The sequence below is a fragment of the Streptomyces sp. NBC_01460 genome (assembly GCF_036227405.1).
GTDB lineage: Bacteria > Actinomycetota > Actinomycetes > Streptomycetales > Streptomycetaceae > Streptomyces.
The window spans coordinates 5,025,892-5,050,908 of record NZ_CP109473.1 but is presented as its reverse complement, the minus strand read 5'-3'; the positions used below and the strand labels follow the sequence as shown (position 1 = coordinate 5,050,908).

At 71.6% G+C, this 25,017-nt stretch carries 27 protein-coding genes and 1 pseudogene; 8 read left to right on the top strand and 20 right to left on the bottom strand.

The window, feature by feature from the left end; genetic code table 11:
- Positions 1–40: 40 nt before the first annotated feature.
- The 3 genes from guaB to OG488_RS22890 form a co-directional block, all read right to left on the bottom strand.
- Positions 41–1,543 (bottom strand): IMP dehydrogenase, encoded by a 1,503-nt coding sequence (gene guaB, locus OG488_RS22900; protein WP_329231923.1) that lies wholly within the window; start codon positions 1,541–1,543, stop codon positions 41–43.
- A gap of 135 nt (positions 1,544–1,678) precedes the next feature.
- Positions 1,679–2,254: a sigma-70 family RNA polymerase sigma factor gene (locus OG488_RS22895; RefSeq protein WP_329231921.1), complete on the bottom strand. Its 576-nt coding sequence runs from the start codon at positions 2,252–2,254 to the stop codon at positions 1,679–1,681.
- A gap of 423 nt (positions 2,255–2,677) precedes the next feature.
- The gene (locus OG488_RS22890) at positions 2,678–3,289 is read right to left on the bottom strand and encodes a response regulator transcription factor (protein ID WP_003948568.1); all 612 of its coding nucleotides are present in this window, start codon (positions 3,287–3,289) and stop codon (positions 2,678–2,680) included.
- A 429-nt stretch (positions 3,290–3,718) separates the two neighbouring features.
- Between OG488_RS22890 and OG488_RS22885 the strand changes: the two genes are divergently transcribed.
- A complete protein-coding gene (locus tag OG488_RS22885) occupies positions 3,719–4,048 on the top strand; it encodes a WhiB family transcriptional regulator (protein WP_329231918.1) in 330 nt (109 codons plus the stop codon).
- A gap of 221 nt (positions 4,049–4,269) precedes the next feature.
- Here OG488_RS22885 and OG488_RS22880 read toward each other — a convergent pair whose 3' ends face one another.
- Positions 4,270–5,160 carry a LysR family transcriptional regulator gene (locus OG488_RS22880; RefSeq protein ID WP_329231916.1) on the bottom strand — a complete coding sequence of 297 codons (891 nt, stop codon included), beginning with the start codon at positions 5,158–5,160 and terminating at the stop codon, positions 4,270–4,272.
- Positions 5,161–5,242: 82 nt separating this feature from the next.
- Here OG488_RS22880 and OG488_RS22875 point away from each other — a divergent pair, with 82 nt between their 5' ends.
- The gene (locus OG488_RS22875; RefSeq protein WP_329231914.1) at positions 5,243–5,917 is read left to right on the top strand and encodes an MOSC domain-containing protein; all 675 of its coding nucleotides are present in this window, start codon (positions 5,243–5,245) and stop codon (positions 5,915–5,917) included.
- A 317-nt stretch (positions 5,918–6,234) separates the two neighbouring features.
- Here the strand turns inward: OG488_RS22875 and kdgD are convergent, their stop codons facing one another.
- Together kdgD and OG488_RS22865 are read right to left on the bottom strand one after the other, a co-directional pair.
- Complete coding sequence (gene kdgD, locus OG488_RS22870) at positions 6,235–7,164, bottom strand: 5-dehydro-4-deoxyglucarate dehydratase (protein ID WP_329231912.1); 930 nt, start codon at positions 7,162–7,164, stop codon at positions 6,235–6,237.
- A gap of 311 nt (positions 7,165–7,475) precedes the next feature.
- Positions 7,476–8,657, bottom strand: a complete 1,182-nt coding sequence (locus OG488_RS22865; protein ID WP_329231910.1) for an L-talarate/galactarate dehydratase — start codon at positions 8,655–8,657, stop codon at positions 7,476–7,478.
- Positions 8,658–8,945: 288 nt separating this feature from the next.
- Here OG488_RS22865 and OG488_RS22860 point away from each other — a divergent pair, with 288 nt between their 5' ends.
- The 4 genes and pseudogenes from OG488_RS22860 to OG488_RS22845 all read left to right on the top strand — a co-directional run bounded on the left by OG488_RS22860 (position 8,946) and on the right by OG488_RS22845 (position 11,976).
- Positions 8,946–9,821: a LysR substrate-binding domain-containing protein gene (locus OG488_RS22860; protein WP_329231908.1), complete on the top strand. Its 876-nt coding sequence runs from the start codon at positions 8,946–8,948 to the stop codon at positions 9,819–9,821.
- Between the two features lie 69 nt (positions 9,822–9,890).
- A pseudogene (locus OG488_RS22855) lies at positions 9,891–10,253 on the top strand (MFS transporter); the annotation flags it as partial.
- A 290-nt stretch (positions 10,254–10,543) separates the two neighbouring features.
- Positions 10,544–10,984 carry a hypothetical protein gene (locus OG488_RS22850; protein WP_329239333.1) on the top strand — a complete coding sequence of 147 codons (441 nt, stop codon included), beginning with the start codon at positions 10,544–10,546 and terminating at the stop codon, positions 10,982–10,984.
- Positions 10,985–11,202: 218 nt separating this feature from the next.
- Positions 11,203–11,976: an SDR family NAD(P)-dependent oxidoreductase gene (locus OG488_RS22845; RefSeq protein ID WP_329231906.1), complete on the top strand. Its 774-nt coding sequence runs from the start codon at positions 11,203–11,205 to the stop codon at positions 11,974–11,976.
- A 71-nt stretch (positions 11,977–12,047) separates the two neighbouring features.
- Here OG488_RS22845 and groL read toward each other — a convergent pair whose 3' ends face one another.
- From groL to OG488_RS22830, 3 genes are all read right to left on the bottom strand, one after another.
- Positions 12,048–13,676 carry a chaperonin GroEL gene (gene groL / locus OG488_RS22840; RefSeq protein WP_329231904.1) on the bottom strand — a complete coding sequence of 543 codons (1,629 nt, stop codon included), beginning with the start codon at positions 13,674–13,676 and terminating at the stop codon, positions 12,048–12,050.
- A gap of 101 nt (positions 13,677–13,777) precedes the next feature.
- Complete coding sequence (gene groES / locus OG488_RS22835) at positions 13,778–14,086, bottom strand: co-chaperone GroES (RefSeq protein ID WP_003966899.1); 309 nt, start codon at positions 14,084–14,086, stop codon at positions 13,778–13,780.
- A 290-nt stretch (positions 14,087–14,376) separates the two neighbouring features.
- Positions 14,377–15,297: a polysaccharide deacetylase family protein gene (locus OG488_RS22830; RefSeq protein ID WP_329231902.1), complete on the bottom strand. Its 921-nt coding sequence runs from the start codon at positions 15,295–15,297 to the stop codon at positions 14,377–14,379.
- A 123-nt stretch (positions 15,298–15,420) separates the two neighbouring features.
- Here OG488_RS22830 and OG488_RS22825 point away from each other — a divergent pair, with 123 nt between their 5' ends.
- Positions 15,421–16,644 carry a THUMP-like domain-containing protein gene (locus OG488_RS22825; RefSeq protein ID WP_329231900.1) on the top strand — a complete coding sequence of 408 codons (1,224 nt, stop codon included), beginning with the start codon at positions 15,421–15,423 and terminating at the stop codon, positions 16,642–16,644.
- On the opposite strand, the gene OG488_RS22820 is transcribed toward OG488_RS22825, so the two are convergent.
- The 7 genes from OG488_RS22820 to tsaB form a co-directional block, all read right to left on the bottom strand.
- Complete coding sequence (locus OG488_RS22820; protein WP_329231898.1) at positions 16,645–17,295, bottom strand: hypothetical protein; 651 nt, start codon at positions 17,293–17,295, stop codon at positions 16,645–16,647.
- Between the two features lie 88 nt (positions 17,296–17,383).
- Positions 17,384–17,656: a DUF1876 domain-containing protein gene (locus OG488_RS22815; protein ID WP_329231897.1), complete on the bottom strand. Its 273-nt coding sequence runs from the start codon at positions 17,654–17,656 to the stop codon at positions 17,384–17,386.
- A gap of 72 nt (positions 17,657–17,728) precedes the next feature.
- Complete coding sequence (locus OG488_RS22810; RefSeq protein WP_329231895.1) at positions 17,729–18,190, bottom strand: VOC family protein; 462 nt, start codon at positions 18,188–18,190, stop codon at positions 17,729–17,731.
- Positions 18,191–18,310: 120 nt separating this feature from the next.
- Positions 18,311–18,586: a hypothetical protein gene (locus tag OG488_RS22805; protein WP_329231893.1), complete on the bottom strand. Its 276-nt coding sequence runs from the start codon at positions 18,584–18,586 to the stop codon at positions 18,311–18,313.
- Positions 18,583–19,689, bottom strand: a complete 1,107-nt coding sequence (gene tsaD / locus OG488_RS22800; RefSeq protein ID WP_329231891.1) for a tRNA (adenosine(37)-N6)-threonylcarbamoyltransferase complex transferase subunit TsaD — start codon at positions 19,687–19,689, stop codon at positions 18,583–18,585. Before tsaD ends, OG488_RS22805 begins: the two co-directional genes overlap by 4 nt.
- Complete coding sequence (gene rimI, locus OG488_RS22795) at positions 19,689–20,180, bottom strand: ribosomal protein S18-alanine N-acetyltransferase (protein WP_329231889.1); 492 nt, start codon at positions 20,178–20,180, stop codon at positions 19,689–19,691. Before rimI ends, tsaD begins: the two co-directional genes overlap by 1 nt.
- A complete protein-coding gene (tsaB, locus tag OG488_RS22790; RefSeq protein ID WP_329238931.1) occupies positions 20,177–20,824 on the bottom strand; it encodes a tRNA (adenosine(37)-N6)-threonylcarbamoyltransferase complex dimerization subunit type 1 TsaB in 648 nt (215 codons plus the stop codon). Before tsaB ends, rimI begins: the two co-directional genes overlap by 4 nt.
- A gap of 169 nt (positions 20,825–20,993) precedes the next feature.
- Here tsaB and OG488_RS22785 point away from each other — a divergent pair, with 169 nt between their 5' ends.
- Positions 20,994–21,551 (top strand): hypothetical protein, encoded by a 558-nt coding sequence (locus OG488_RS22785; RefSeq protein WP_329231887.1) that lies wholly within the window; start codon positions 20,994–20,996, stop codon positions 21,549–21,551.
- A 29-nt stretch (positions 21,552–21,580) separates the two neighbouring features.
- Here OG488_RS22785 and OG488_RS22780 read toward each other — a convergent pair whose 3' ends face one another.
- The 4 genes from OG488_RS22780 to alr all read right to left on the bottom strand — a co-directional run bounded on the left by OG488_RS22780 (position 21,581) and on the right by alr (position 24,996).
- Complete coding sequence (locus OG488_RS22780) at positions 21,581–21,784, bottom strand: hypothetical protein (RefSeq protein ID WP_329231885.1); 204 nt, start codon at positions 21,782–21,784, stop codon at positions 21,581–21,583.
- 212 nt (positions 21,785–21,996) lie between these two features.
- The gene (gene tsaE, locus OG488_RS22775; RefSeq protein ID WP_329231883.1) at positions 21,997–22,530 is read right to left on the bottom strand and encodes a tRNA (adenosine(37)-N6)-threonylcarbamoyltransferase complex ATPase subunit type 1 TsaE; all 534 of its coding nucleotides are present in this window, start codon (positions 22,528–22,530) and stop codon (positions 21,997–21,999) included.
- Between the two features lie 19 nt (positions 22,531–22,549).
- A complete protein-coding gene (locus tag OG488_RS22770; RefSeq protein ID WP_329231881.1) occupies positions 22,550–23,779 on the bottom strand; it encodes an alpha/beta fold hydrolase in 1,230 nt (409 codons plus the stop codon).
- A gap of 62 nt (positions 23,780–23,841) precedes the next feature.
- Entirely contained in the window at positions 23,842–24,996 is a 1,155-nt protein-coding gene (alr, locus tag OG488_RS22765) for an alanine racemase (RefSeq protein ID WP_329231879.1), read from the bottom strand.
- Positions 24,997–25,017: the final 21 nt, after the last annotated feature.

Sequence of the window (25,017 nt, the reverse complement as noted above, 5' to 3'; positions counted from 1 at the left end):
GTCCCGGGAAGCCGGTCCGCCCCTCACCTGCGCTGGTGTCTTACTTCCTGCTGTAGTTCGGTGCTTCGACCGTCATCTGGATGTCGTGCGGGTGGCTCTCCTTGAGACCCGCCGAGGTGATGCGGACGAAGCGGCCCTTGCTCTCCATCTCGTCGACGGTCGCGGCGCCGACGTAGCCCATGGTCTGGCGGAGGCCGCCGACCAGCTGGTGGAGGACGTTGGCCAGCGGGCCACGGTAGGGCACCTGTCCCTCGATGCCCTCGGGGACGAGCTTGTCGTCCGAGGACACCTCTGCCTGGAAGTAGCGGTCCTTGGAGTACGACCGGCCCTGTCCGCGGGACTGCATGGCACCCAGCGAACCCATGCCGCGGTACGACTTGAACTGCTTGCCGTTGATGAACATCAGCTCGCCCGGGGACTCCTCGCAGCCCGCGAGGAGACTGCCCAGCATCACGCTGTCCGCGCCGGCGGACAGCGCCTTGCCGATGTCGCCGGAGTACTGGAGGCCGCCGTCGCCGATCACGGGGACACCCGCGGCGCGTGCGGCGAGCGCGGCCTCGTAGATCGCGGTGACCTGCGGGACGCCGATGCCGGCGACCACGCGGGTGGTACAGATCGAACCGGGTCCGACGCCGACCTTCACCCCGTCGACGCCCGCGTCGATCAGCGCCTGGGCGCCGTCGCGGGTGGCGACGTTGCCGCCGATGACGTCGATGCCGACGCTCGACTTGATCTTCGCCATCCAGTCGAGGGCGTTGCTGTTGTGTCCGTGCGAGGTGTCGACGATCAGGAAGTCGACCCCGGCGGAGGCGAGCGCCTGCGCCCGGTCCAGCGCCTCGGGGCTGGCGCCCACGGCGGCGCCGACCAGCAGACGGCCTTCCGCGTCCTTGGCGGCGTTCGGGTACTGCTCGGCCTTCTTGAAGTCCTTGACCGTGATGAGGCCCTTGAGGATGCCGGCGTCGTCGACCAGGGGCAGCTTCTCGATCTTGTGGCGGCGCAGCAGCTCCATGGCCTCCACACCCGAGATCCCGACACGGCCGGTGACCAGCGGCATCGGCGTCATGACCTCGCGCACCTGGCGCGACCGGTCCGACTCGAAGGCCATGTCGCGGTTGGTCACGATGCCGAGGAGCTTGCCCGCGGGGTCGGTGACCGGCACTCCGCTGATGCGGAACTTCGCACAGAGCGCGTCCGCCTCGCCGAGCGTGGCGTCGGGGTGCACGGTGATCGGGTCGGTGACCATCCCCGACTCGGACCGCTTGACCAGGTCGACCTGGTTCACCTGGTCCTCGATCGAGAGGTTGCGGTGCAGCACGCCGACGCCGCCCTGGCGGGCCATGGCGATGGCCATCCGCGACTCGGTCACCTTGTCCATGGCGGCCGACAGCAGGGGGATGTTCACCCGCACGTTGCGCGAGATGAGGGACGAGGTGTCGACCGCGTTGGGCAGGACCTCGGACGCGCCCGGCAGCAGCAGCACGTCGTCGTATGTCAGCCCGAGTGTCGCGAACTTCTCAGGCACTCCGTCGACGTTTGCAGTCATGACACCTTCCCCAAATGGTCTTGATCGGTGCGGATGTCCATGCTAACGGGCTCCACGGGTGTCTCATTCCACGATCAAGATCACCTGGCGGTTCTGTGGCTTCCTCCACACCGGGCGCCCCTCCGGAACCGGTCCCTACTGGCCCGCGAGGGCCCGCAGTCTGCTCAGCGCGCGGTGCTGGGCGACACGGACCGCACCAGGTGACATGCCGAGCATCTGCCCGGTCTCCTCCGCGGTCAGGCCGACCGCGACCCGGAGCACGAGCAGCTCGCGCTGGTTGTCCGGAAGGTTGGCGAGCAGCTTCTTCGCCCAGGCCGCGTCGCTGCTGAGCAGCGCCCGCTCCTCGGGACCGAGGGAGTCGTCGGGCCGTTCCGGCATCTCGTCGGAGGGCACGGCCGTCGATCCGGGGTGCCGCATCGCGGCGCGCTGGAGGTCGGCGACCTTGTGGCCGGCGATGGCGAAGACGAAGGCCTCGAAGGGCCTGCCGGTGTCCTTGTACCGCGGCAGCGCCATCAGCACCGCGACGCAGACCTCCTGCGCGAGGTCCTCCACGAAGTGACGGGCATCACCGGGCAGGCGGTTCAGCCGGGACCTGCAGTACCGCAGGGCGAGGGGGTGCACGTGGGCGAGCAGGTCATGGGTGGCCTGCGCGTCACCGTCCACGGCGCGGTGCACCAGAGCACCGATCACCGTCGTCCCGTCCTCACGCATCGGACCATGGTGCCCCGGCCCCGTCCGATCCGAGGCATCGCGTCCCGAGTTGTGCACCGAAGCGTTATCAGCCTGGTGCGCCGATCCGCCGCCGACGGGTGCGCCGCCGCGGCCGACGGAATCGTCGCCGCGGCCCGTCGCCGTGTCGGGACGGCCGGCAGGTGCTTCGGGTCGTGCGTCCTGTGCGCCGCGAGCGAGTGCTCCAGCGTTCTGAGCGGGTGCGCCGGATGTCATGTCCTGCGCCCTCCCCTTCCGCTCGACCGAATGTTCCCCGAGGAACTCCACAACCCCAAGGATGCGGCATCGGCCGGGAAGCGTCACATAGCGCTGGTGGGGAGGGCCCGGCCGCAGGTCCACCGCCCACCGCCACCCCGTCCGCCGGCGTGCGGACGGGATCGCACGGCTACGGGCCGCGCCGCGGCATCAGCGGACCAGGCCCCAGCGGAATCCGAGCGCGACGGCGTGCGCGCGGTCCGAGGCCCCGAGCTTCTTGAACAGACGCCTCGCGTGCGTCTTCACCGTGTCCTCGGAGAGGAAGAGCTCACGCCCGATCTCCGCGTTGGAGCGGCCGTGGCTCATGCCTTCGAGCACCTGGATCTCCCGCGCGGTGAGCGTCGGCGCCGCCCCCATCTCGGCGGACCGGAGCCGACGGGGGGCGAGCCGCCACGTCGGGTCCGCGAGCGCCTGGGTCACGGTCGCCCGCAGCTCGGCGCGCGAGGCGTCCTTGTGCAGATAGCCGCGGGCTCCGGCGGCCACCGCGAGAGCGACACCGTCCAGATCCTCGGCGACGGTCAGCATGATGATCCGGGCGCCGGGGTCCGCCGAGAGCAGCCGCCTGACCGTCTCCACACCCCCCAGACCGGGCATGCGTACGTCCATCAGAATCAGATCCGAACGGTCGGCCCCCCAGCGGCGGAGGACTTCCTCGCCGTTGGCCGCCGTCGTCACGCGCTCGACGCCGGGAACGGTCGCAACCGCGCGGCGGAGCGCTTCTCGGGCAAGCGGGGAGTCGTCGCAGACGAGGACGGATGTCATGACCGTCCTCCGCAGCTGATGCGCGTCACCTTGAGCCTCCAGGCTGATACAAGTCGTCACCTGTGCGGTTGACCCCCTCGGACATCTGCCCGAGCTCGTTCTCCGTCAACCGCCTCCCCCTCATCAACGACGGTCACTCGAAAGAGTTACGGGCCAAAGCATCCGGTTCGGCACTCTAAGTGAGGGGGTGCGCACGGAGAAGAGCGACACGGAATCCTTCACCCCTCAACCAGCCCCTCACTCTGCGACCTGCCCCATTTAGCGGGATTTCTTACCTTTTGCTGGCGTCTGCGGCTAGATTCGTAATCAGTCATATTTACATCTACTAACACCGTAGATGTACGGTCGGGACTCCGGCACCGACGACGGACGAGCTCCGACGGTCGGGGACGCCGTTTCCGAACCAGCAAGGTTTCGAGGGGACACGCAATGGCAGATTTCTCCCGCCTTCCCGGACCCAACGCGGACCTGTGGGACTGGCAGCTGCTGGCCGCCTGCCGCGGGGTCGACAGTTCGCTGTTCTTCCACCCCGAAGGAGAACGGGGAGCAGCCCGGAGCGCCCGTGAGACCTCGGCGAAGGAGGTCTGCATGCGCTGCCCGGTACGCGCCGAGTGCGCGGCGCACGCGCTCGCCGTCCGGGAGCCCTACGGCGTGTGGGGCGGCCTGACCGAGGACGAACGCGAGGAGCTCATGGGCCGGGCGCGCAACCGCCTGATCTCCGCCCACACGGGGCCCGCCCCGGAGGCCGGCCACACCTGACGGTCCGCACGACCCGCCGAACGCAGAAACGTTTTTTCACGCCGGATGCGCCCCGCGGACCCCACACCCCGGTCACCGCGGGGGCCGTACGGTTCGACGTGCGGCCCGCTCGTCGTGGGGGCGAATCCCGAGCAGCCGGAATCACCGTACGGCCGGTTCACCGTACGGCCGGTTCACCGTACGGCCGGTTCACCGTACGGCCGGTTCACCGTACGGCCGGTTCAGCGCGCGGCAGCCAGGGTCAACTGGTCCAGCGTCGCCGCCACTGCCGGCACCCGCGCCAGATCGGGCAGGGTGAGGGCGACGATCTCCCGCTCCACGGCCGGCTCCACCGTCACCGTGCGTGCCCCCTTGGGCCGTACGGACTCGAGGGCGAGCTCGGGCAGGACGGCGACGCCGAGCCCCGCCCCGACGAGCCCGATCACCGCGGGGTAGTCGTCCGTGGCGAAGTCGATCCTCGGGGTGAAACCGGACGCCTCGCAGACCTCCACCAGCTGCCGCCTGCAGCGGGGGCAGCCGGCGATCCACGGCTCGTCGGCCAGGTCCCCGATGCCCACCGCGTCCGAGCCCGCCAGCCGGTGCCCCTCGGGGACCAGGCCGATCAGCCGGTCCCGCAGCAGCGGACGCACGACCAGGTCGTCCCACTCGCCGCCGGTGGTCCCGTAGCGGAACGCCAGTGCGATGTCGCAGTCGCCGTCGCGCAGCATCTCCACCGAGCGCGGCGGCTCCGCCTCGACGAGCGAGACCCGGGTTCCGGGGTGCGCGGCGCGCAGGGCGGCCAGGGCGCCGGGCACCAGGCTGGAGCTCCCGCTCGGGAAGGACACGAGCCGGACCCGGCCGGCCCGCAGACCCGCGATCGCGGCGACCTCCTCCTCCGCGGCGGTGAGCCCCGCGAGGATGCCGGACGCGTGCCGGACCAGCGCCTCACCCGCCTGGGTGAGGCGCATCTCGCGCCCCGTACGGATCAGCAGCGGAGTGCCCGCGGAGCCCTCCAGGGCCTTCATCTGCTGACTGACGGCAGGCTGGGTGCAGCCCAGCTCGCGCGCGGCGGCGGAGAACGAACCGGTGGTGGCCACGGCGCGCAGGACACGGAGATGACGGGCTTCGATCACCCGTCAACCATAAGCGACTCTTGCAGAATGGGTCGATTAATCATGAGCGCCTTTGAGTGCCCCGCTATTAGCCTGTCCGGTTATGAAGGTGCTCACCGTGAACCTCGGCCGCCCCACGCCCTCCCCCCACTCCGACGGGGCCGACGGGCTCACCGGGATCGGCAAGCGTCCGTCGGACGGCCCCGTGCGGGTCGCCGACCCCGGCCCCAAGGGCAGCGGCGGCAGCGGTCTGACCGGTGACGCGGTGTGCGATCTCCGGCACCACGGTGGATCGGACCAGGCGGTGTACGCGTACGCCCGTGAGGAGCTCGACGCGTGGGAGAAGGAGCTCGGCCGGCCCCTGCCCAACGGCTCGTTCGGCGAGAACCTCACCACGCTCGGCCTCACCGTGAGCCACGCGCGGATCGGTGAGCGCTGGCGGATCGGCGACGAGCTGCTCCTGGAGGTGACGTCGGGGCGTATCCCGTGCCGTACGTTCGCGGGCCACCTGGGCGAGCGCGGCTGGGTGAAGCGGTTCACGCGCGAGGGGGCGACCGGTGCGTATCTCCGCGTGATCGAACCGGGGACGATCCGCTCCGGCGATCCGGTCGAGGTGGTGCACGTGCCCGACCACGGGATCACCGCGGCCATCGAGTTCCGGGCGACGACCACGGAGCGGGAGCTGCTCCCGCGCCTGCTCGACGCCGGCGACGCCCTGCACACCGAGACACTGCGCGCCGCGCGGACGTACGTGGCGCAGCGAGGCTCCGGCTCCTAGCCGCTCCGGGGCATGACCGGCCGGAGCCGGACGGGGGCCCCGTCGGACTCCGGGCGTCGCCGGGGGGCAGCCCAAGGTGAGGGTGCCGTCGACCTACTGCGGATGCCGGGGCGGGACTGCGGCGTGCGCCCGGGCCGCGCGGGGGCGATGCGCGCCCCGGGCCGGACGCCCTCCGCACAGCGTCGCGGCGAACAGCCGGAGCTGCCCGGCGGTACGGGCGACCTCGCCCCGCAGCCGCCACACGGCGAGGCCGGTTCGCCTGCGCGATGGGCGTGGTCACCTCGGGGTCCTCCCCCACTGCTGTCGGTGAGGATGCGTCAGGCGGTCGCGGCGGGAACGCCCGCGATGAGCGCGGTCAGTTCGGCGAGTTCGCCCTCGGTGAGGTCGGTCAACGGAGGGCGGACCGGTCCGGCGCCGTGGCCGGTGGCGGTCATGCCGGCCTTGACGATGCTGACCGCGTATCCGCCCTGCCGGTCGCGGATCTCCGTGTACGGCAGCACGAACTCGTCGAGCAGCTTGATGACGGTGTCGTGGCGGCGTCCGCGGACGGCGCCGTAGAACTCCAGGGCGAAGTCGGGGAGGAAGTTGAAGATCGCCGAGGAGTAGGTGGTGACGCCGAGTTCGAGGTACGGGAGGGCGAACATCTCGGCGGTGGGCAGACCGCCGACGTAGGTGAGGCGCTCCCCGAGCCGGGCGTAGATCCGGGTCATGGCGTCGATGTCGCCGATGCCGTCCTTGTAACCGATGAGGTTGGGGCAGGAGTCGGCGAGGCGGGCCAGGGTGTCCGCGCTGTACGTGGCGTTGGCCCGGCCGTAGACGATGACGCCGAGGCGGGTCGAGCGGCAGACGGCCTCGACGTGCCGGGCGAGCCCCTCCTGTCCGGCTTCGGTGAGGTAGGGCGGGAACAGCAGGATGCCGTCGGCGCCCGCGCGTTCGGCGGCCCGGGCGTACTCGACCGCGGTGCGGGTCCCGTAGCCGGCGGGGGCGAGGATCGGGGTGTCGTCGGGGGCAGCCTGCACGGCCGCGGTGACGACCTGCTCGGTCTCGGACGCGGTCAGGGAGAAGAACTCCCCCGTGCCGCCCGCGGCGAAGAGGCCGCCGACCTCGTAGGCCGCCAGGCGCTCGATGTTGGCGCGGTAGGCGTCGGCGTCGAAGGAGAGGTCGTCGGCGGTGAAGTGGGTGACCGGGAAGGAGAGCAGACCCGAGCCGATACGCCGGCCGAGCTCGGAAGGGGTGAACGACGTCATGGCGGGTTGCTCCTGTGGAGGTGGGTGGGCGGGACGGGGCGGCCCTCGGACCGCTGTCGCCCGCGAGGTCAGGCGGACGGGGCGTGGGCGTCGGCGGTGTCACTCCGCGCCGTGCCGCTCTCCACGCTACGAGCGACAGGTCATGCCGGTCCAACACTGTTTTCGCATTGACTCATACCCGTTGAGCATCATGAGCCCCGGAACATACGGCTGGTGCGGACCCCGCGCTGTCCGTCAGCGGGGCCCGCACCAGGTGGGGGGCCGCCGGAGCGTGGTCGCGTACCGGCGGGAGGGCGGCGTGGGCCGCGGGTTCAGGGGCGCTTGCCGACCTCGTGGGTGGCGGTCGTCCAGGCGCGCGTCTGCTCACTGAGCGTGATGCCGAGTCCGGGGCGGGAGGAGACGTGCATGCGGCCGTCGCTGATGGCGAGGCGCTCGTCGAAGAGCGGCTCCAGCCAGTCGAAGTGCTCCACCCACGGCTCGATCGGGTAGGCGGCGGCCAGGTGGAGGTGGATCTCCATGGCGAAGTGGGGGGCGAGCTGGAGGTTGTTGTGCTCGGCCAGTGCGGCGAGCTTGAGGAACTGGGTGATGCCGCCGATGCGCGGGGCGTCCGGCTGGATGACGTCGCAGGCGTTGTGCCGTATGAGCTCGTGGTGCTCGGCGACGCTGGCCAGCATCTCGCCCGTGGCGATCGGGGTGTCCAGGGCGGCGGCGAGCGCGGCGTGGCCCTGGGCGTCGTAGGCGTCGAGCGGCTCCTCGATCCAGACGAGGCCGAAGCCCTCCAGGGCGCGGCCCATGCGCTGGGCGGTGGGCCGGTCCCACTGCTGGTTGGCGTCGACCATGAGCGGGACGTCGTCGCCGAGGTGCTCACGCACGGCCGTCAGGCGGGCCAGGTCCTGCTTGCCGTCCGGGTGGCCGACCTTGATCTTGATGCCGCCGATGCCGTGCGACAGGGACGCGGTCGCGTTGTCCAGGACCTGCTCGACGGGGTTGTGGAGGAAGCCGCCGGAGGTGTTGTAGCAGCGCACCGAATCGCGGTGCGCACCCAGCAGTTTGGCCAGCGGCAGCCCGGCCCGCTTGGCCTTCAGGTCCCACAGCGCGATGTCGATGGCGGCGATGGCCTGCGTGGCGACACCGCTGCGGCCGACCGAGGCACCCGCCCACACCAGCTTGGTCCAGAGCCTGCCGATGTCACTGGGGTCCTCGCCGATCAGGTTGTCGGCGATCTCCCTGGCGTGGGCGTACTGGGCGGGGCCGCCCGCGCGCTTCGAGTAGCTGAACCCGACGCCCTGATGACCCTGGGCGGTCTCGATCTCCACGAACAGGAAGGCCACTTCGGTCATCGGCTTCTGGCGTCCGGTCAGCACTTTGGCGTCGCTGATCGGCGTGTGCAGCGGCAGCGTGACGGCGGAGAGCCTGACCCAGGTGATGGCGTCGAGCGTCGCCTCGCCCTGACGGAGCGCGGCGGAGGCGGCTGTGTGAATCGTGGTCACCACTACATGTCCCTGCTGTGTGAGGCGGATGCGGGGGTACAGCCCGGCGCCCCCGGGGGTGGACCGGGACATCCTCGCGGGTTCCACCGGGCCGGACATGACGGGAGGGGGCAGCGGAGGCCGCTGATCGTCGACGGCACGGCACCGACCCGGACCAAGGGGTTCCGGGAACGTACCTCAGAGCGGAATCAAAGATTCCGCCGAGGAGTGTCGGTCACTGGTGACGCTAAGGTCAGCGATCGATCCATGTCCAACATAGTTTTTGGATGATTCGATACCCGGAGGGCATCGTTGTTCACGCTCGCACAACTGGTGAGTTTCGTCGCCGTCGCCGAGGAACTGCACTTCACCCGGGCCGCCGCGCGCCTCCGCATGACCCAGCCCCCGCTGAGCCGCCAGATCCAGCTGCTCGAACACGAACTGGGCGTCCAGCTCCTGGACCGCACGAACCGCACCGTCCGTCTCACCCCGGCCGGCCGCGCCTTCCTCAACGAGGCGCGCACGATCCTGCGCCAGTCGGAGGAGGCCACCCTCGCCGCGAAGCAGGTCTCCGCGGGCCGGGCCGGCGCCATCGCCGTCGGCTTCACGGCCGCCGCCGCCTACTCCGCGCTCGGGCCGCTCCTGGCCGTCGCACGCTCCGTCATGGCCGGCACCGAGATCGTGCTGCGCGAGAAGGTCACCCGTGACCAGCTCGAGGCGATCACCGAGGGCTCCCTCGACCTGGGGATGATCCGCCCCTCCAGCACCGGCCCCGACCTGGAGACCCGCCCTGCCATACGGGAGGGCCTCGTCGCGGCCGTGCCGCGCGATCACCCGCTCGCCACGGGGGACGGACCGCTGCCGATGCGCGCGTTCGACGGTCAGGACGTGCTGATGTACTCGCCGGTGGAGGCCCGTTACTTCCACGAGCTGCTCGTCAGCATCTTCCGCGCCGCGCAGATCGCGCCCCGCTTCACCCAGTACCTCAGCCAGGTCCACAGCCTCCTGGCCATGGTCAACGCGGGGTGGGGCGTCGCCTTCGTGCCTGAGGCCGCCGCGCAGATGCGCTTCTCCGGCATCGCCTTCCGGTCGCTGGAGCTCGCCGACCCCACGCCGGTCGAGCTGCACCTCGTCTGGCGGCGCGTCAACGACAACCCGGCGCTGCACGCCCTGCTCCGGCACCTGTGACGGAGCGCGACTCCTGTTCGCTCCGCAGTGATCCGTACAGGAAAGGTATCGCAGCCTACGAAAATCACAATGGACGGGAATGGGAAGCGACCCTACGGTCATCTCCAGCCACTGGCGCTGTGGCTAGGACCACACGCGGCGACGCCGCCGCCACTCCCAGGTCTGGGAGATCGCCCGCATGACAGCTCCCGCCCGGCAGGACGCGCCGGCGACAGCAGCCGCTCCCCCGGGGCAGGCCGCCTCAGGTACGTCGTCCTGGCCATGCTCTTCGTCGTCACCACGGTCAACTACGCCGACAGATCGACGCTGTCGATCGCCGGTGACTCCATGCAGAAGGACCTGCACATCAGCTCCTCGGAGCTGGGTCTGCTCTTCTCCGCCTTCTCGTGGTCGTACCTGATCGCCCAGACCCCCGGCGGATGGCTGCTCGACCGCTTCGGCTCCAAGAAGGTCCACGGGATCGCCCTCTTCCTGTGGTCGCTGTTCACCATGGCGCAGGGGGGCCGTCGGCTTCTTCGCCGGTGCCGCGATCGTGCTGATGTTCGTCCTGCGCTTCGTGGTCGGCTTCGCCGAGGCACCCTCCTTCCCCGGCAACTCCCGCATCGTCGCGGCCTGGTTCCCACCGGTGAACGCGGCTTCGCCTCCGCGCTCTTCAACTCCGCGCAGTACTTCGCCACCGTCGCGTTCGCCCCGCTCATGGGCCGGCTCGTCACGGCCATGGGGTGGGAGCACGTCTTCACCGTGGTCGCCGGGGTGGGCGTCGTCCTGGCGCTGATCTGTACGAACGGCATCGTCACCCCCTGCTCGTCGGCTACATCATCGACACCACGGGCTCCTTCGACCTGGCCCTCGGCTTCATCAGCGCGTGCGCCGCCCTGGCGGTCGTCAGCTACGCCTTCGTCGTCAAGGACATCAAGCGCCTGCACCTCGGCGAGGAGGACGAGGAGGACGAGGAGGACACCCTCGCCGCCAGGACCGCGTCCGTCCGACGCGACGACCGACCGTGCCGGACCGCCGGCCGCCCGGCACACGCGGCGGCCGGCTCCGTCGCACCGACCCGGAACTCACCGGAGGCCCATGAACCCCCCGGCTGCCGACGAGCAGTCCCTCCGCGACCTGATCAACTCCGCTCCGCCGCAGCACCTGCGCACCGCCCTGCCTGACGTCCTCGCCGAGACCACCGCCGCACGGAGGCGGGATCACCGGCCGCCCCCTCGTCAGGGTTGTGCGCGAGCGCCGTCGCCGACGCGGAGTTCGACGCCCGCCGTCGGACGGCGCACGACATCGGCCGGGCCGTCCGGACGGCCCTCCGTCAGGACGGCCGTCCCTGAGGGAGAAGCCGGGTCGGCCGCCCGCCCACGCGGGCACTAACGTGCCGCTTATGACGACTGCACTGATTACGGGCGCGACGGCGGGGATCGGGGCCGCCTTCGCACGGCGGCTCGCGGGTGACGGGCACAATCTGGTGCTGGTGGCCCGCGACACGGAGCGGCTGCGGGCCCAGGCCACGGAGCTGCACGACGGGCACGGCATCGAGGCCGAGGTGCTGACGGCCGACCTGTCCACGGACGCCGGGATCGAGGCGGTCGAAGCACGGCTGGCGAACCGCGTGAGCCCCGTCGACCTGCTGGTGAACAACGCCGGCTTCGGCAACAAGGGGCGTTACCTGGACGTCTCGATGGCCGATGAGCTGACGATGCTGAAGGTCCACTGCGAGGCGGTGCTCCGGCTCACCTCGGCGGCGGCGGGCCCGATGCGGGAGCGCGGTCGCGGCGGGGTGGTGAACGTGGCGTCCGTCGCCGCCTTCCTGCCGCGGGGGACGTACGGGGCGTCGAAGGCGTGGGTCGTCCAGTTCACCCAGGGCGCCGCGAAGGACCTGGCGGGTTCGGGGGTGCGGCTGATGGCCCTGTGCCCGGGCTTCGTGCGCACCGAGTTCCACCAGCGGGCCGGGATGGGGACGGGCAACATCCCGGACTGGATGTGGCTCGACGCCGACAAACTGGTGGCCGCGGCCCTGGCGGACCTGGCCCGGGGCAGGTCGGTGTCGATCCCGGACCCGCGCTACAAGGCGATGATGGGCCTGGTGAAGCTGACGCCGCGCGGCCTGCTCGGTGGAGTGACCTCCCGCGCGGGCCGGACGTACGGCCCGAAGTAGCCCCGCGCACGCACCGAGGCCCGGTGCCCCCGCGACGGGGGTACCGGGCCTCGGCGGCGTACGGAGCCGTACTAGTGGGAGTGGCCGTGACCGTGGCCGTGACCGGCGTCGGCCTCTTCCTCGGCCGGCTTCTCGACGACCAGGGTCTCGGTCGTGAGCAGCAGCGACGCGATGGACGCGGCGTTCTCCAGGGCGGAGCGGGTGACCTTGACCGGGTCGATGACGCCGGCCTTCACCAGGTCGCCGTACTCGCCGGTCGCGGCGTTGAAGCCCTGGCCCTTGTCGAGCTCGGCGACCTTCGCGGTGATGACGTAGCCCTCGAGGCCCGCGTTCTCCGCGATCCAGCGGAGCGGCTCGACGGCGGCGCGGCGCACGACCGCGACACCCGTGGCCTCGTCGCCGGTCTTGCCGAGGTTGCCCTCGAGGACCTTGACGGCGTGGACGATGGCGGAGCCACCACCGGAGACGATGCCCTCCTCGACCGCGGCGCGGGTCGCGGAGATGGCGTCCTCGAGACGGTGCTTCTTCTCCTTGAGCTCCACCTCGGTGGCGGCACCGACGCGGATCACGCAGACGCCGCCGGCCAGCTTCGCGAGGCGCTCCTGGAGCTTCTCGCGGTCCCAGTCGGAGTCCGTGGACTCGATCTCGGCCTTGATCTGGTTGACGCGGCCCTTGACGTCGGCGGAGTCGCCGCCGCCGTCGACGATGGTCGTGTCGTCCTTGGAGACCGTGACACGGCGGGCCGTGCCGAGCACGTCCAGACCGGCCTGGTCGAGCTTGAGGCCGACCTCCTCGGCGATGACGGTGGCACCGGTGAGGGTGGCGATGTCGCCGAGCATGGCCTTGCGGCGGTCACCGAAGCCGGGGGCCTTCACCGCGACGGCGTTGAAGGTGCCACGGATCTTGTTGACGACGAGGGTGGAGAGCGCCTCGCCCTCGACGTCCTCGGCGATGATCAGGAGGGGCTTGGAGGCGCCGGCCTGGATGACCTTCTCCAGCAGCGGGAGCAGTTCCTGGATCGAGCCGATCTTGCCCTGGTGGATCAGGATGTACGGGTCGTCGAGGACGGCCTCCATACGCTCCTGGTCGGTCACCATGTACGGGGACAGGTAGCCCTTGTCGAAGGCCATGCCCTCGGTGAACTCGAGGTCCAGACCGAAGGTGTTGGACTCCTCGACGGTGATGACACCGTCCTTGCCGACCTTGTCCATCGCGTCCGCGATGAGCTCGCCGACCTGCGGGTCCTGCGCGGAGAGCGCGGCCACGGCGGCGATGTCGGCCTTGTCCTCGATCGGGCGGGCGGTCGCGAGGAGCTCCTCGGACACGGCCTTCACCGCGGCGTCGATGCCCTTCTTCAGGGCTGCCGGGGACGCGCCCGCGGCGACGTTGCGCAGGCCTTCGCGGACGAGGGCCTGGGCGAGCACGGTGGCGGTGGTGGTGCCGTCACCAGCTACGTCGTTGGTCTTGGTCGCCACCTCCTTCACCAGCTGGGCACCGAGGTTCTCGTACGGGTCGTCGAGCTCGACCTCGCGCGCGATGGTGACGCCGTCGTTGGTGATGGTGGGGGCGCCGAACTTCTTGTCGATGACGACGTTGCGGCCCTTCGGACCGATCGTCACCTTCACCGTGTCGGCAAGCTTGTTGACGCCGCGCTCAAGGGCGCGACGGGCGTCCTCGTCGAACTTCAGAATCTTCGCCATGGGCTGTTTTCTTCCCTCTCAAAACGAACTGCGCCCCTCGCCGCCCGGCTAGGTATTTCGCAGGCGGCCAGGGGCGCAGAACAGAAGCAAACGTGGGTGAATTACTTCTCGACGATCGCGAGGACGTCGCGCGCCGAGAGGACGAGGTACTCCTCGCCGTTGTACTTCACCTCGGTGCCGCCGTACTTGCTGTACAGAACGACATCGCCGGTCTTGACGTCGAGCGGAAGGCGCTCGCCGTTCTCGAAGCGGCCCGGGCCCACGGCCAGGACGACGCCCTCCTGGGGCTTCTCCTTGGCGGTGTCCGGAATGACCAGGCCGGAAGCCGTGGTCTGCTCGGCGTCGAGCGGCTGGACCACAATGCGGTCCTCGAGCGGCTTGATCGCAACCTTGGAGCTGGTGGTCGACACGATCCGGTCTCCCCCTTCGGAGATCTCACGGGGTTTAACAGTCTGTGGGGTGGCGACCAGGTCGATCCGTCGTCGCGGGTGCCGGACCTGCCCTGTCGCACGGTGGTGCTGGCACTCTCCCTCGGGGAGTGCCAGCACTGAGACTATGACCGCGATTAGCACTCGGTCAAGCGGAGTGCCAATTCACCACCCTCGCGTGGCGTCGCGGGAGCGGCCCGCGCCCGGGACGACGGGGGAGACCACCGCGTCGTCCCGGCGGCGGACGGCCGGGTGCGCCCGCCGCCTCCCGGTCAGACGTAGTCCTCCAGCCTGGCCACCGCGTACCCCTTGTCCGTGACCGTCTTCATGACGCGCCGGACCATGTCGGCCATGGAGCCCTCCCAGTCCTCCTCACCCCGGAAGTGGGTGAGGATGATGTCGCCGGGGTGCAGGTCCCTGTCCCACTCGCGCCACTCCATGTGGTCGGGGAACGCCTCGGCCGCCCACAGGGGCACGGCCGTGATGCCGCAGGACTTCGCGACGCGCAGGGTGTCGCCGTTGTAGTTGCCGTACGGCGGCCGGAAGAGGGTGGGCCTCTTCCCGAGGAACCTCTCGATCTTGTCCTGCTCGCCACAGATCTCCCGCCGCTGCTCGGACGCCGAAAGCCCCGGGAGGTAGCGGTGGTTGAGCGTGTGGTTGTTGAGGGTGACCCCCCGGGCCTGCATGTCCTTGAAGTAGCCGTAGTCGTCGCTCACCACGTAGTCGCTGAGGAACGCGCTGTACGGGATCTTCAGCTCCGTCATCATCCGGAGCAGTTCGGGGTCCTTCTCCGCCCCGTCGTCCATCGTCAGGAAGACGATCCGCTCCTTGGTGGGGACCGTGGTGAAGACGGGCGGCAGCGTCTCCCCGCCCTCCACCTCGAACCCCTTGCGGGTGGTGATGCGCGGCTTCACGGCGGGCGGCGCGGGAGCGGCGAGCGGAACCTTCGCCAGGCCCCACTTCTTCGCGACGGCGACACGGGCGGCCAGTTCCCGCTTCAGGCGCTCCGCCCGCGCCCTGGCCCTCGCCTCGGCCGCGGCGGGGCCCGCCTGCGCCGCGGCGGCTCCCGGCCGCCCTGCGGCGGGTCCGTCCCGGCCGGCGGCCCCTTCGTCCGTACCGTCGGCACACCCGGAGGCGGCGGCGCCGATCAGGAGGGCGGCCAGGACCGCGCAGACCGTCCTGTGGCGCTTCATGACAGATTTTTCTTTTTGTCGTACTAGCTGCATGGCGCCGCATCCTGCCACCGGGTCACCGGCGGCCTCCGGCGACACCTCCGGGGGATCCGCCGGGTCCCCCGGCTGGCTCACAATGGACGGGTGAACGCCCTTCCCCCCGCAGACCAGGCCGACCCCGCCGACCCGCTCGCCTCCTTCGCCGCCCTGCGCACCCCCGAGGGCGCGGCGCTCCTGGACGAGCTGCGCGACCACGATCCCGCCCGGGAGCTGGCGACCGCGACCCGGCTGCGCCGCACGCACCCCGCCGCCCTCGTCTCGGCGGCGCTCGGCCAGGCGCGGCTGCGGCAGCGCGCGGTCGCGAAGTTCGGGGCGGCGGACGCGTACCGCATGTTCTTCACCCCGAACGGCGTGGAACAGGCGACCCGCACCTCGGTCGCCTCCTACCGTGCCGGGCGGTTCGCGGAGCTCGGCGTACGGAGCGTGGCCGACCTCTGCTGCGGGATCGGCGGCGACGCGATCGCCCTGGCCCGGGCCGGCATCCGGGTCCTGGCCGTGGACCGGGACCCGCTCACCGCGCGGGTGGCCCGGGCCAACGCCGAGGCGCTCGGCCTCCAGGACCTCGTCGAGGTGCGGTGCGCCGACGTCACCGGGATCGACACCTCCCCGTACGACGCGGTCTTCGTCGACCCGGCCCGGCGCGGCGGACGCGGCCGGATCTTCGACCCCGAGGCCTACTCACCGCCCCTCTCCTGGGCGACGGAGGCCGCGTCGAAGGCCCCCCGCGCGGCGCTGAAGATCGCCCCCGGGGTCCCGCACGAGGCGATCGGACCGCAGGCCGAGGCCGAGTGGATCTCGGACGGCGGCGACGTGAAGGAGGCCGTGCTCTGGTTCGGTGAGGGCTTCACGCCCGGCGCCTACCGGGCCACACTCCTGCCCTCGCGCGCGACGCTCGTCTCCGAGGGCCCGCTCCCCGCCCCGCCGGTCGGCCCCGTCGGCCGGTATCTGTACGAGCCGGACGGCGCCGTCATCCGTGCCCATCTGGTGGCCGACATCGTCGGGCGGTGCGACGGCAGGCTGATCGACGAGACCATCGCGTACGTGACGAGCGACGTGCCGTACGCGTCCGACGCCACGGCCGCGTACGAGATCACCGATCAGCTGCCCTTCAACATGAAGAAGCTCAAGGCACTGCTGAGAGAGCGTCAGGTCGGTGTCCTGACCGTCAAGAAGCGCGGCTCCGCGGTCGAACCGGAGGAGCTGCGCCGGAAGATGAAGCTCCAGGGGCCCCACTCGGCCACCGTCTTCCTGACCCGGGTGGCCGGGGCCCCGACGATGCTGATCGGGCAGCCGGTGAAGCGCCCCTGATCAGCCGCCCGCGGTGGCGGGCTGTTCCGTCCTCGCCCCGACCAGCACCCGCAGCACCCAGCGCCGGTGGGCGAACGCCTTGACGAGGCCGGTCAGTCCGGTCAGCCAGGCGAGGAGACCCAGCCCCATCAGCCAGGCCACCGTGCCGTACGTCTCCTGGCCGGCGCGGGCGGTCGCGGGCACGACGACGCAGCCGAGGAGTCCGGCCGCGCAGAGCGCGAACGACGTCAGCAGCCAGGCGACGTTCGCCTTCGGCATGCGCAGCGGCAGGTCTCCCACGGGGTCACGGTCCAGCGCCCCCCACTCCACGAGGAGCCGGTGGACCCGTACGTCCCGTGCCACACCCACGGCCAGGAACGCGGCACCGGGGATCAGCACGGCCGCGCCGATGGCGAGGCTGATGACCCCGGGGATCGTGTCGAAGGGCCCCTGCGCCTCCTCGAACATGACGAAGGCCGCCCCCGCGAGTGACCAGCCCACCGCCGCGACCCCCGTCCACATCCAGAGGACGCCGAGGCGGCCGGGGCCGACGAACATCCTGACCAGCTCGCCCAGGATCAGTGCCCGGTCCCGCAGGAGCGCCTCGCGGTCGGGCCAGGTGCGTATCTCCACGGGCGGGGGCGAAGGCGGCAGAGGTGAACGGCGCGGCATGGCCCAGACATTACCGAGCACACCCGGTGCACCGGCACCCACGTCCGCCGGTGGTCGGTCAGGTCAGGTCAGGTCAGGTCAGGTCAGGTCAGGTCAGTGGATACGACGTGCGGCCTGACGCGTCGTCGATCTCGTCGTGCGCCTTGGTGAGCAGCTTCATCGCGAGTTCGTTCAGCGCGCGGGCACCGGCGATCTCCTCGCCCACCCGTGGCTGCAGCGTGTCGGAGGGGTGACGGCTGGCGTATCCGTGGGCCCGTACCTCGGTCCCGTCGCTGAGCCGTACGAGGGCCGCCGCACGGGTGCGGTGGGTGTCCTCCTCGAATTCCAGCTCGATATGCCATCCGACGGTGGTCTCCATCATGACGGTCACCTCCCGGATTCCCTGTTCCCAGGGTGCGCCCCTTCCCCTGCCCGCGCACGGCGTGGCCGGGGCTCAGGCGTCCCGGAGAGCCTGGACGTCCAGCTTCCGCATCCCCATCATGGCCTTCATCGCCCGTTCCGCCCGGGCCCGGTCGGGGCCGCTGAGCAGCTCCGGCAGCTCGCGCGGCACGATCTGCCAGGACAGCCCGTACTTGTCCTTCAGCCACCCGCACTGGCTCTCCTCACCGTCCTCGGTGAACTTCGCCCACAGCCGGTCGACCTCCTCCTGGTCCGCGCAGTCCACGCTCAGCGAGACGGCCTCGTCGAAGGTGAACTGCGGGCCGCCGTTGAGGCCCAGGTACTCCTGGCCGGCGAGCACGAAGTCGACGGTCAGCACCGATCCGGCCGACTCGGACCCCTCGGGCCGGCGGGTGACGTTCTCGATGCGGGAGTCACCGCCGAAGACCGAGACGTAGAACTCGGCCGCTTCCTCCGCCTGGTTGTCGAACCACAGACAGGGCCTGATCTTCTGCATGGTCTGCTCCTTCGCTCGGAACGCCGTCGTTCGCGTGCAAGGTAGACCGGTCCCGCCCCGGAAAGTCATCGGAACACGCGTGCCACGGCCCCCGTCAGCCGCCCGCCGGGCGGAGCGACATCAGCCGCCCGCAGGGCCGAGCGACTCGAAGCGCCACCGGTGGACCGGGCGGCTGATCAGGCCGGCCTCCGGCTCCGGCAGCTCCGGCAGCTCGGACATCTCGTCGTATCCCGCGTCCCACCAGGTCAGCACGAGCACCCGGTCCTGGGGGGCGCGCAGCAGCTCGCTGCGCAGCGGCTCCCCGGCCAGTTCGGACACCCTCGCCCGGGCCCACTCCAGCAGCTCCGCGCCACGGCCCTCCGCCGCGCGGGCCTCCCACATCAGGGCGACGGTCATGAGTAGAGGTTGTCCTTGCTGATCTCGTGCACATGGTCGTGGCCGTGGCTGTGGCCGCCCGCACCCGGCACATGGGGTTCCGTGACCGGCAGCGAGGAGTCCGCGGAGAGGTCCAGGTCGGACACCGGGCGGTTGCGCGCCACCATCTCGGCGCCCAGCGCGGCGACCATGGCCCCGTTGTCCGTGCACAGGCCCGGCCGGGGCACCCGCAGCCGGATCCCCGCCTTCTCGCACCGTTCCTGCGCGAGCGCCCGGAGCCGCGAGTTGGCGGCGACCCCGCCGCCGATCATCAGGTGGTCGACGCCCTCGTCCTTGCAGGCGCGGACGGCCTTGCGGGTGAGGACGTCCACGACGGCCTCCTGGAAGGACGCCGCCACGTCCCGTACGGGCACGTCCTCACCGGCCGCGCGCTTCGCCTCGATCCAGCGCGCCACGGACGTCTTCAGACCGGAGAACGAGAAGTCGTACGCGGGATCGCGGGAGCCGCTCAGTCCGCGCGGGAACGCGATCGCCTTCGGGTCGCCCTCCCGTGCCAGCCGGTCGATGACCGGACCGCCGGGGAAGCCGAGGTCCAGGACCCGGGCGATCTTGTCGAAGGCCTCGCCCGCCGCGTCGTCGATGGTCGCGCCCAGCGGCCGCACGTCGTTGGTGATGTCCGGGGCCAGCAGCAGCGAGGAGTGCCCGCCGCTCACCAGCAGGGCCATCGTCGGCTCGGGCAGCGGGCCGTGCTCCAGCTGGTCGACGCAGATGTGGGAGGCCAGGTGGTTCACCCCGTAGAGCGGCTTGTTCAGCGCGTACGCGTACGCCTTGGCCGCCGAGACGCCGACGAGCAGCGCGCCGGCGAGCCCGGGACCGGCGGTGACCGCGATGCCGTCGAGGTCACGGGCGCTGATCCCGGCGTCCTTCAGGGCGCGCTCGATGGTGGGGACCATCGACTCCAGGTGGGCGCGGGAGGCGATCTCCGGGACGACGCCTCCGAAGCGGGCGTGCGTGTCGACGCTGGAGGCGACGGCGTCGGCGAGGAGCGTCGTGCCGCGCACGATGCCGACGCCGGTCTCGTCGCAGGAGGTCTCGATACCGAGTACGAGCGGTTCGTCAGCCATCAGTCTGTCTCTGTTCCTTGTACGGTCAGACGCATGACGAGTGCGTCGATGTTCCCCGGCTGGTAGTACCCCCGGCGGAAGCCGATGGGTTCGAAGCCGAAGCGTTCGTAGAGCTTCTGCGCGCGGGTGTTGTCGACACGGACCTCCAGGAGCACCGCGGTGCACTCGAAGGCGGTGGCGTGCCGGAGCAGGTCGGTCAGGAGTTCGGATCCCAGGCCGCCGCCCCACTGACCGCGGCTGACCGCGATCGTCTGGACGTCGGCGAGGTCACCGGCCGAGGCGAGGCCCGCGTAGCCGACGATCCGGCCGTCCGCGGGGTCCTCGGCCACGACGTAGCGGTGGGTGGCACGCGGCCCGCGGGCGCGGGCCAGCTCGGACCAGAACATGCCCGCCGACCAGGCGTCGTCGGGGAACAGCTGGTGTTCCAGCTCGAGCACCGGCGCGATGTCCCACCAGCGCATCTCGCGGAGCACAGCGGTCGCGGTGGTCACTTGGGGGTGACCACCTTGTAGTTCTTGGGGACCTGGGCGTCCGGCCTGCGCAGGTAGAGCGGCTGCGGCGGCAGCAGCGCCGCGCCGGCGGCCAGCCGCTCGGCGGCCAGGGCGGCGAGGGCTCCGGCGGAGACGTGCTCCGGGCCGCGGGCCTCCGGGAAGGCCTCGGGGTAGAGCAGCGCACCGGCGCCGGCCACGGGGAGTCCGGCGAGCCGGTCGGCGATGTCGGCGGGCCGGTCGACGGCGGGTTCGCCGTCCCGCGTGCGGAAGTCCTCGTACCGCGCCCAGTAGACCTCCTTGCGGCGCGCGTCGGTCGCGACGGCGAACGGGCCTTCGAGGCCCTCCCGTCCGGCGGCGTACGCGAGGGCGTCGAGCGTGCACAGCCCGTGCACGGGCACGGAGAGGGCGGAGCCGAAGGTCGCCGCGGTGACCAGGCCGACGCGCAGCCCGGTGTACGGGCCGGGTCCGACCCCGACGACCAGGCCGGTCACGGCGTCGAGGGTCACCCCGGCCTCGGTGAGGACCCGGTCGACGGCGGGGAGCAGCAGCTCCCCGTGCCTGCGGGCGTCGACCTGACCGGTCTCGGCGACGACGGAGGCGCCGTCGTGGAGGGCGACGGTGACGGCGGGGGTGGCGGTATCCATGGCGAGCAGCAGCACACAAACAGCCTACGGCTCCGCCGACTCGGCCACGGCAGCCCGTACGTCGTCCCGGCCTCCCCTTCCGCTGCTGGTACCGTCGCCGGGTATACGCGTGTACGACGTAAATGCTTGTACGACATGCGACGGACGGCATGTGAAAGGGGACCTCACGGTGGCAAGGGGCAGCTCGGGAATCGTGGCCGGGCTCACCGCCGCGGCGTTGGCCGCGGTCTGTTTCCTCGCCTACCAGGCGTCGGCGAACGCGCCCGACTCGGTCGCCGTCCCGTCGGCGGAGGCTTCGGGGCCGAAGGCCACCCCCTCCAGGAAGCCCGCGGCTCCGAAGGCGCCCCTCGCGATCCCGGAGGACTCCGACACCGGGGCCCGTGTGGTGTACGCGCTGAAGGACCGCCGCGTGTGGATCGTGGACGACAAGGAGAAGGCGCTCCGGACGTTCACCGTGATGCCGAGCTCCGTGAGCCCGCTGCCCGGCGTCTACCGGGTGACCTCGCGCTCCGGCAGCATCAAGGGGTCCGACGGCGTCCTGATCGAACACGTGGTGCGCTTCGCGGACGTCGGCGACGTCTCCGTGGGCTTCAGCGCCGCCCAGGACGGTTCGCTGGAGAGCCCCGACCCCACCAAGAAGACCGGCGGGGTGCGGATGAAGCGGGCCGACGGCAACGTGGTGTGGACCTTCGCGACGGTCGGCGTGAAGGTCGTCGTCGTCCCGTAGCGCGCCCAGCCGTGCTCCCTTGCGGGAGGTCAGGCCGCGTCGCGCTCCTCGGCGGGCGGCACGTCCTGCACGCCGTCCTCGTGCGCCTGCGCGTCGCGGGGCGGCGTGGACACCGCTGTCGCGGCGGCGCAGGAAGCCAGCAGGTCCCTCATCGACACCGCGGACGCCGTCGGTGTCTCCGGCCGTGACGCCTGCGGCGACTGCGGGTGCACTTCACGCTCGGGTGCCGGCATGGATGCCTCCTCGGGCTTCGACGAGAGACACAGTTAGGTAGACCTAACCAGCCTCTGTACCCCATGTGACCACGACGGGCCTCCCTGGCGCAACATTTTACCGACGTCCTGTCGGAAAGCACCGGGACGTACGGGTACGGAATGCGCCGGGGAGCGCCGTACGGGGAGCCCCGGCGCGGAAGCCGCCGCGCGCGGTCCGTCGGCGCCCGCACTCAGCGCGCCGCCAGCTCCGCGCCCAGCCCCGCCCAGCGCGCCCCGATCCCCACCAGGGTCACCGTGCGGCGCTCGTCGTCCGTGTCGCCGACGGCGCGGTCGATCACCACGCGGAGCCGGTCCTCCGACAGCTCCTCGACCTTGCCGTCGCCCCACTCCACGACGATCACCGACTCCGGCAGGTTCACGTCCAGGTCGAGGTCCTCCATCTCGTCGAGGCCTCCGCCCAGGCGGTACGCGTCGACATGGACCAGGGCGGGGCCCCCGCCCAGCGGCGGATGGACCCGGGCGATCACGAAGGTCGGCGAGGTGACGGCACCCCGCACCCCGAGGCCTTCGCCGAGGCCGCGGGTCAGGGTGGTCTTGCCCGCGCCGAGCTCACCGGTGAGCATGACCAGGTCGCCGGGGGCCAGCACACCGGCGATCCGGCGGCCCAGCTCCTTCATCTCTTCGGGGGACTCGACGGCGACGTCCAGGGTGACGGCGGCCGGTGCGACGGGGTCGGCCACCGGGCCGTTGTGCGCTGCTTCCATGCCGACCAACGTTAGAGGATCAGCGTGCCTCGGCCGGAACGGCTCCGATCCGTACCAGCAGGTCCGCGAGACGGTCGGTGACCGTCTCCGGGTGCTCCAGCATCACCAGGTGCCCGGCGTCCGGCACGATGACCAGCTCGGCGTCCGGAAGCTCGTCCGCGATGGCCTCGCTGTGCGAGCTGGGCGTCACGAGGTCCTTGTCCCCGGCCAGGATGAGCACCGGGATGTCGCGGAAGGCGGGCAGGGCGCCGCTCTTGTCGTGCTCGGTGAACGCCGGGTAGAACTCGGCGACCACATCGATCGGGGTCGACTCGATGAGCCGCTCCGCGAACCGCGCGACCGCGGGGTCCACGTCCCGCGAGCCGAACGAGTACCGCTTGATCAGCCCCGCGAACAGGTCCGCGGTCGCCCGCCGCCCCCGCTCCACCAGCTCCGCCTGCGAACCGAGCGCCTTCAGCACCCCGGGCAGCACCCGGCGCACGGCGTTCACGCCCGCCACCGGGAGCCCGAAGTTCACCTCGCCGAGCTTGCCGCTCGACGTCCCGACGAACGCGACGGCGGCCACCCGGTCGCGGATCAGCTCCGGGTACCGGTCGGCGAGCGCCATCATCGTCATGCCGCCCATGGAGTGCCCGACGAGCACCAGCGGGCCCTCGGGGGCCGCCGCGTCCAGGACCGCCTTGAGATCACGGCCGAGCTGGTCGATGCCGACCGGTACGCCCTCGGCCTGCGCCCTGCCCCGCTCCGAGCGGCCGTGGCTGCGCTGGTCCCAGTGGACCGTACGCACCAGCCCGCGCAGGGCCGCCCGCTGGAAGTGCCAGGAGTCCTGGCCGAGGCAGTATCCGTGGCTGAAGACGACGGTCAGGGGCGCGGGGTCCTTGCTGCCGAAGAGCCTGCGCCGGCGCCCTCCGGAGCCCGCGGGGGCGCTCGCCCCGGCGGAGCCCCTGCCCGCACGGCTCGTCCCGCCGTCCGGCTCGATCTCGTCGACCTCGTAGTACAGCTCGGTGCCGTCGTCGGCGACCGCCCGGCCGGGCAGCCCGCGCAGGGACCCGTACGGACCGGAGGCGTCCAGGGCCAGGCGGGCCTTCTTGCGCATGCCGCGGCCCACGGTGAGCCGCTCGACGGCGACGCCCGCGGCCGCACCGGCGGCGATGACGCCTATCGCCGCACCGGCGACGCCCGCCCGGCGCCAGCCGGCCGCCGCGACGGCCGCTGTCGCCACCACGTCCTCCGCGCTGGTCTCGCTCACGGTGCCGCGCTCCTTCGTCGTCGTTGTCGTCGTCGTCGGACCATGATCCTGCCCGGACCGGCTCAGTCCCTGCCGGAGTCCTCGTGGAGATGGACGCGGGGGACGCGGGGGCCGATGCGCGTGACGATCTCGTACGCGATCGTGTCCGCCGCCCGGGCCCAGTCCTCCGCGCTCGGCTCGCCCCGGTCCCCCGGCCCGAACAGCACGGCTTCCGCGCCCGCCTCCAGGGTGTCGCCCCCGAGGTCGACCACGAACTGGTCCATCGCGACCCGGCCCGCGACCCTGCGGACGGCTCCCCCCACCAGGACGGGCCCCCGGCCCGAGGCGTGGCGCGGGACGCCGTCCGCGTAGCCGACCGGCACCAGGGCCAGCGTCGTCTCGGCGGAGGTCGTGTAGTGGTGCCCGTAGCTGATGCCGTGGCCCGGGGGCACCTGCTTGACCAGGGCGACGGACGCCGCGAGCGTCATCACGGGGCGCAGACCGAAGTCGGCGGCGGTGCCCAGCTCGGGGCTGGGCGAGATGCCGTACATCGCGATCCCGGTGCGCACCAGGTCGAAGTGGGACTCCGGCACCGTGAGCGTCGCCGGGGAGTTGGCGATGTGCCGCACCTCGGGCCGGACGCCTTCCTTCTCTGCGTACGCCACCATGTCCCGGAAGACGTCCAGCTGGGCGGCGATCGACGGGTGGCCGGGCTCGTCGGCACAGGCGAAGTGCGACCAGAGACCGGTGATCCGCAGGACACCCGCCTCCTCGGCGGCGCGCGCGGCCGTGACCAGCTCCGGCCAGTCCGCGGGCTGGCAGCCGTTGCGTCCGAGGCCCGTGTCGGCCTTGAGCTGGACCCGGGCCGGGACACCTGCCTCCGTGGCGGCGGCGACGACCTCGTCGAGGGCCCACATCCCGCTCACCGAGACGTCGATGTCCGCCTCGACCGCCTCGCGCCAGGGCCCTCCGGGCGTCCACAGCCAGCACATCATCCGTCCGCCGATGCCGGCGGCCCGCAGCGCGAGCGCCTCCTGCGGCGTGGCGGTGCCCAGCCAGGCCGCGCCGGCCTCCCGCGCCGCCCTGGCGCAGGGCACCGCTCCGTGCCCGTACGCGTCGGACTTCACCACGGCCATGAGCTGCGCCCCGGACGCCCGCGCACGCAGGGCGCGCACATTGGCGCGCAGCGCGTCGAGGTCGATCTCGGCACGGGCTCTCAGGGTCGCTGTCTCGTTCATCGCGCCCAGTCTCTCAGAGCC

Bases quoted from the DNA above. Each gene is read 5' to 3' on its own strand.
- OG488_RS22895 (WP_329231921.1), bottom strand. From the start codon at position 2,254: ATGCGTGAGGACGGGACGACGGTGATCGGTGCTCTGGTGCACCGCGCC.
- tsaE (WP_329231883.1), bottom strand. From the start codon at position 22,530: ATGGAAGCAGCGCACAACGGCCCGGTGGCCGACCCCGTCGCACCGGCC.
- OG488_RS22810 (WP_329231895.1), bottom strand. From the start codon at position 18,190: ATGCAGAAGATCAGGCCCTGTCTGTGGTTCGACAACCAGGCGGAGGAA.
- OG488_RS22805 (WP_329231893.1), bottom strand. From the start codon at position 18,586: ATGACCGTCGCCCTGATGTGGGAGGCCCGCGCGGCGGAGGGCCGTGGC.
- alr (WP_329231879.1), bottom strand. From the start codon at position 24,996: ATGAACGAGACAGCGACCCTGAGAGCCCGTGCCGAGATCGACCTCGAC.
- groL (WP_329231904.1), bottom strand. From the start codon at position 13,676: ATGGCGAAGATTCTGAAGTTCGACGAGGACGCCCGTCGCGCCCTTGAG.
- OG488_RS22830 (WP_329231902.1), bottom strand. From the start codon at position 15,297: ATGAAGCGCCACAGGACGGTCTGCGCGGTCCTGGCCGCCCTCCTGATC.
- kdgD (WP_329231912.1), bottom strand. From the start codon at position 7,164: ATGACGTCGTTCACCCCTTCCGAGCTCGGCCGGCGTATCGGCTCGGGT.
- OG488_RS22885 (WP_329231918.1), top strand. From the start codon at position 3,719: ATGGCAGATTTCTCCCGCCTTCCCGGACCCAACGCGGACCTGTGGGAC.
- guaB (WP_329231923.1), bottom strand. From the start codon at position 1,543: ATGACTGCAAACGTCGACGGAGTGCCTGAGAAGTTCGCGACACTCGGG.
- OG488_RS22815 (WP_329231897.1), bottom strand. From the start codon at position 17,656: ATGATGGAGACCACCGTCGGATGGCATATCGAGCTGGAATTCGAGGAG.
- OG488_RS22820 (WP_329231898.1), bottom strand. From the start codon at position 17,295: ATGCCGCGCCGTTCACCTCTGCCGCCTTCGCCCCCGCCCGTGGAGATA.
- OG488_RS22845 (WP_329231906.1), top strand. From the start codon at position 11,203: ATGACGACTGCACTGATTACGGGCGCGACGGCGGGGATCGGGGCCGCC.
- OG488_RS22780 (WP_329231885.1), bottom strand. From the start codon at position 21,784: ATGCCGGCACCCGAGCGTGAAGTGCACCCGCAGTCGCCGCAGGCGTCA.
- OG488_RS22875 (WP_329231914.1), top strand. From the start codon at position 5,243: ATGAAGGTGCTCACCGTGAACCTCGGCCGCCCCACGCCCTCCCCCCAC.
- tsaB (WP_329238931.1), bottom strand. From the start codon at position 20,824: ATGGATACCGCCACCCCCGCCGTCACCGTCGCCCTCCACGACGGCGCC.
- OG488_RS22890 (WP_003948568.1), bottom strand. From the start codon at position 3,289: ATGACATCCGTCCTCGTCTGCGACGACTCCCCGCTTGCCCGAGAAGCG.
- tsaD (WP_329231891.1), bottom strand. From the start codon at position 19,689: ATGGCTGACGAACCGCTCGTACTCGGTATCGAGACCTCCTGCGACGAG.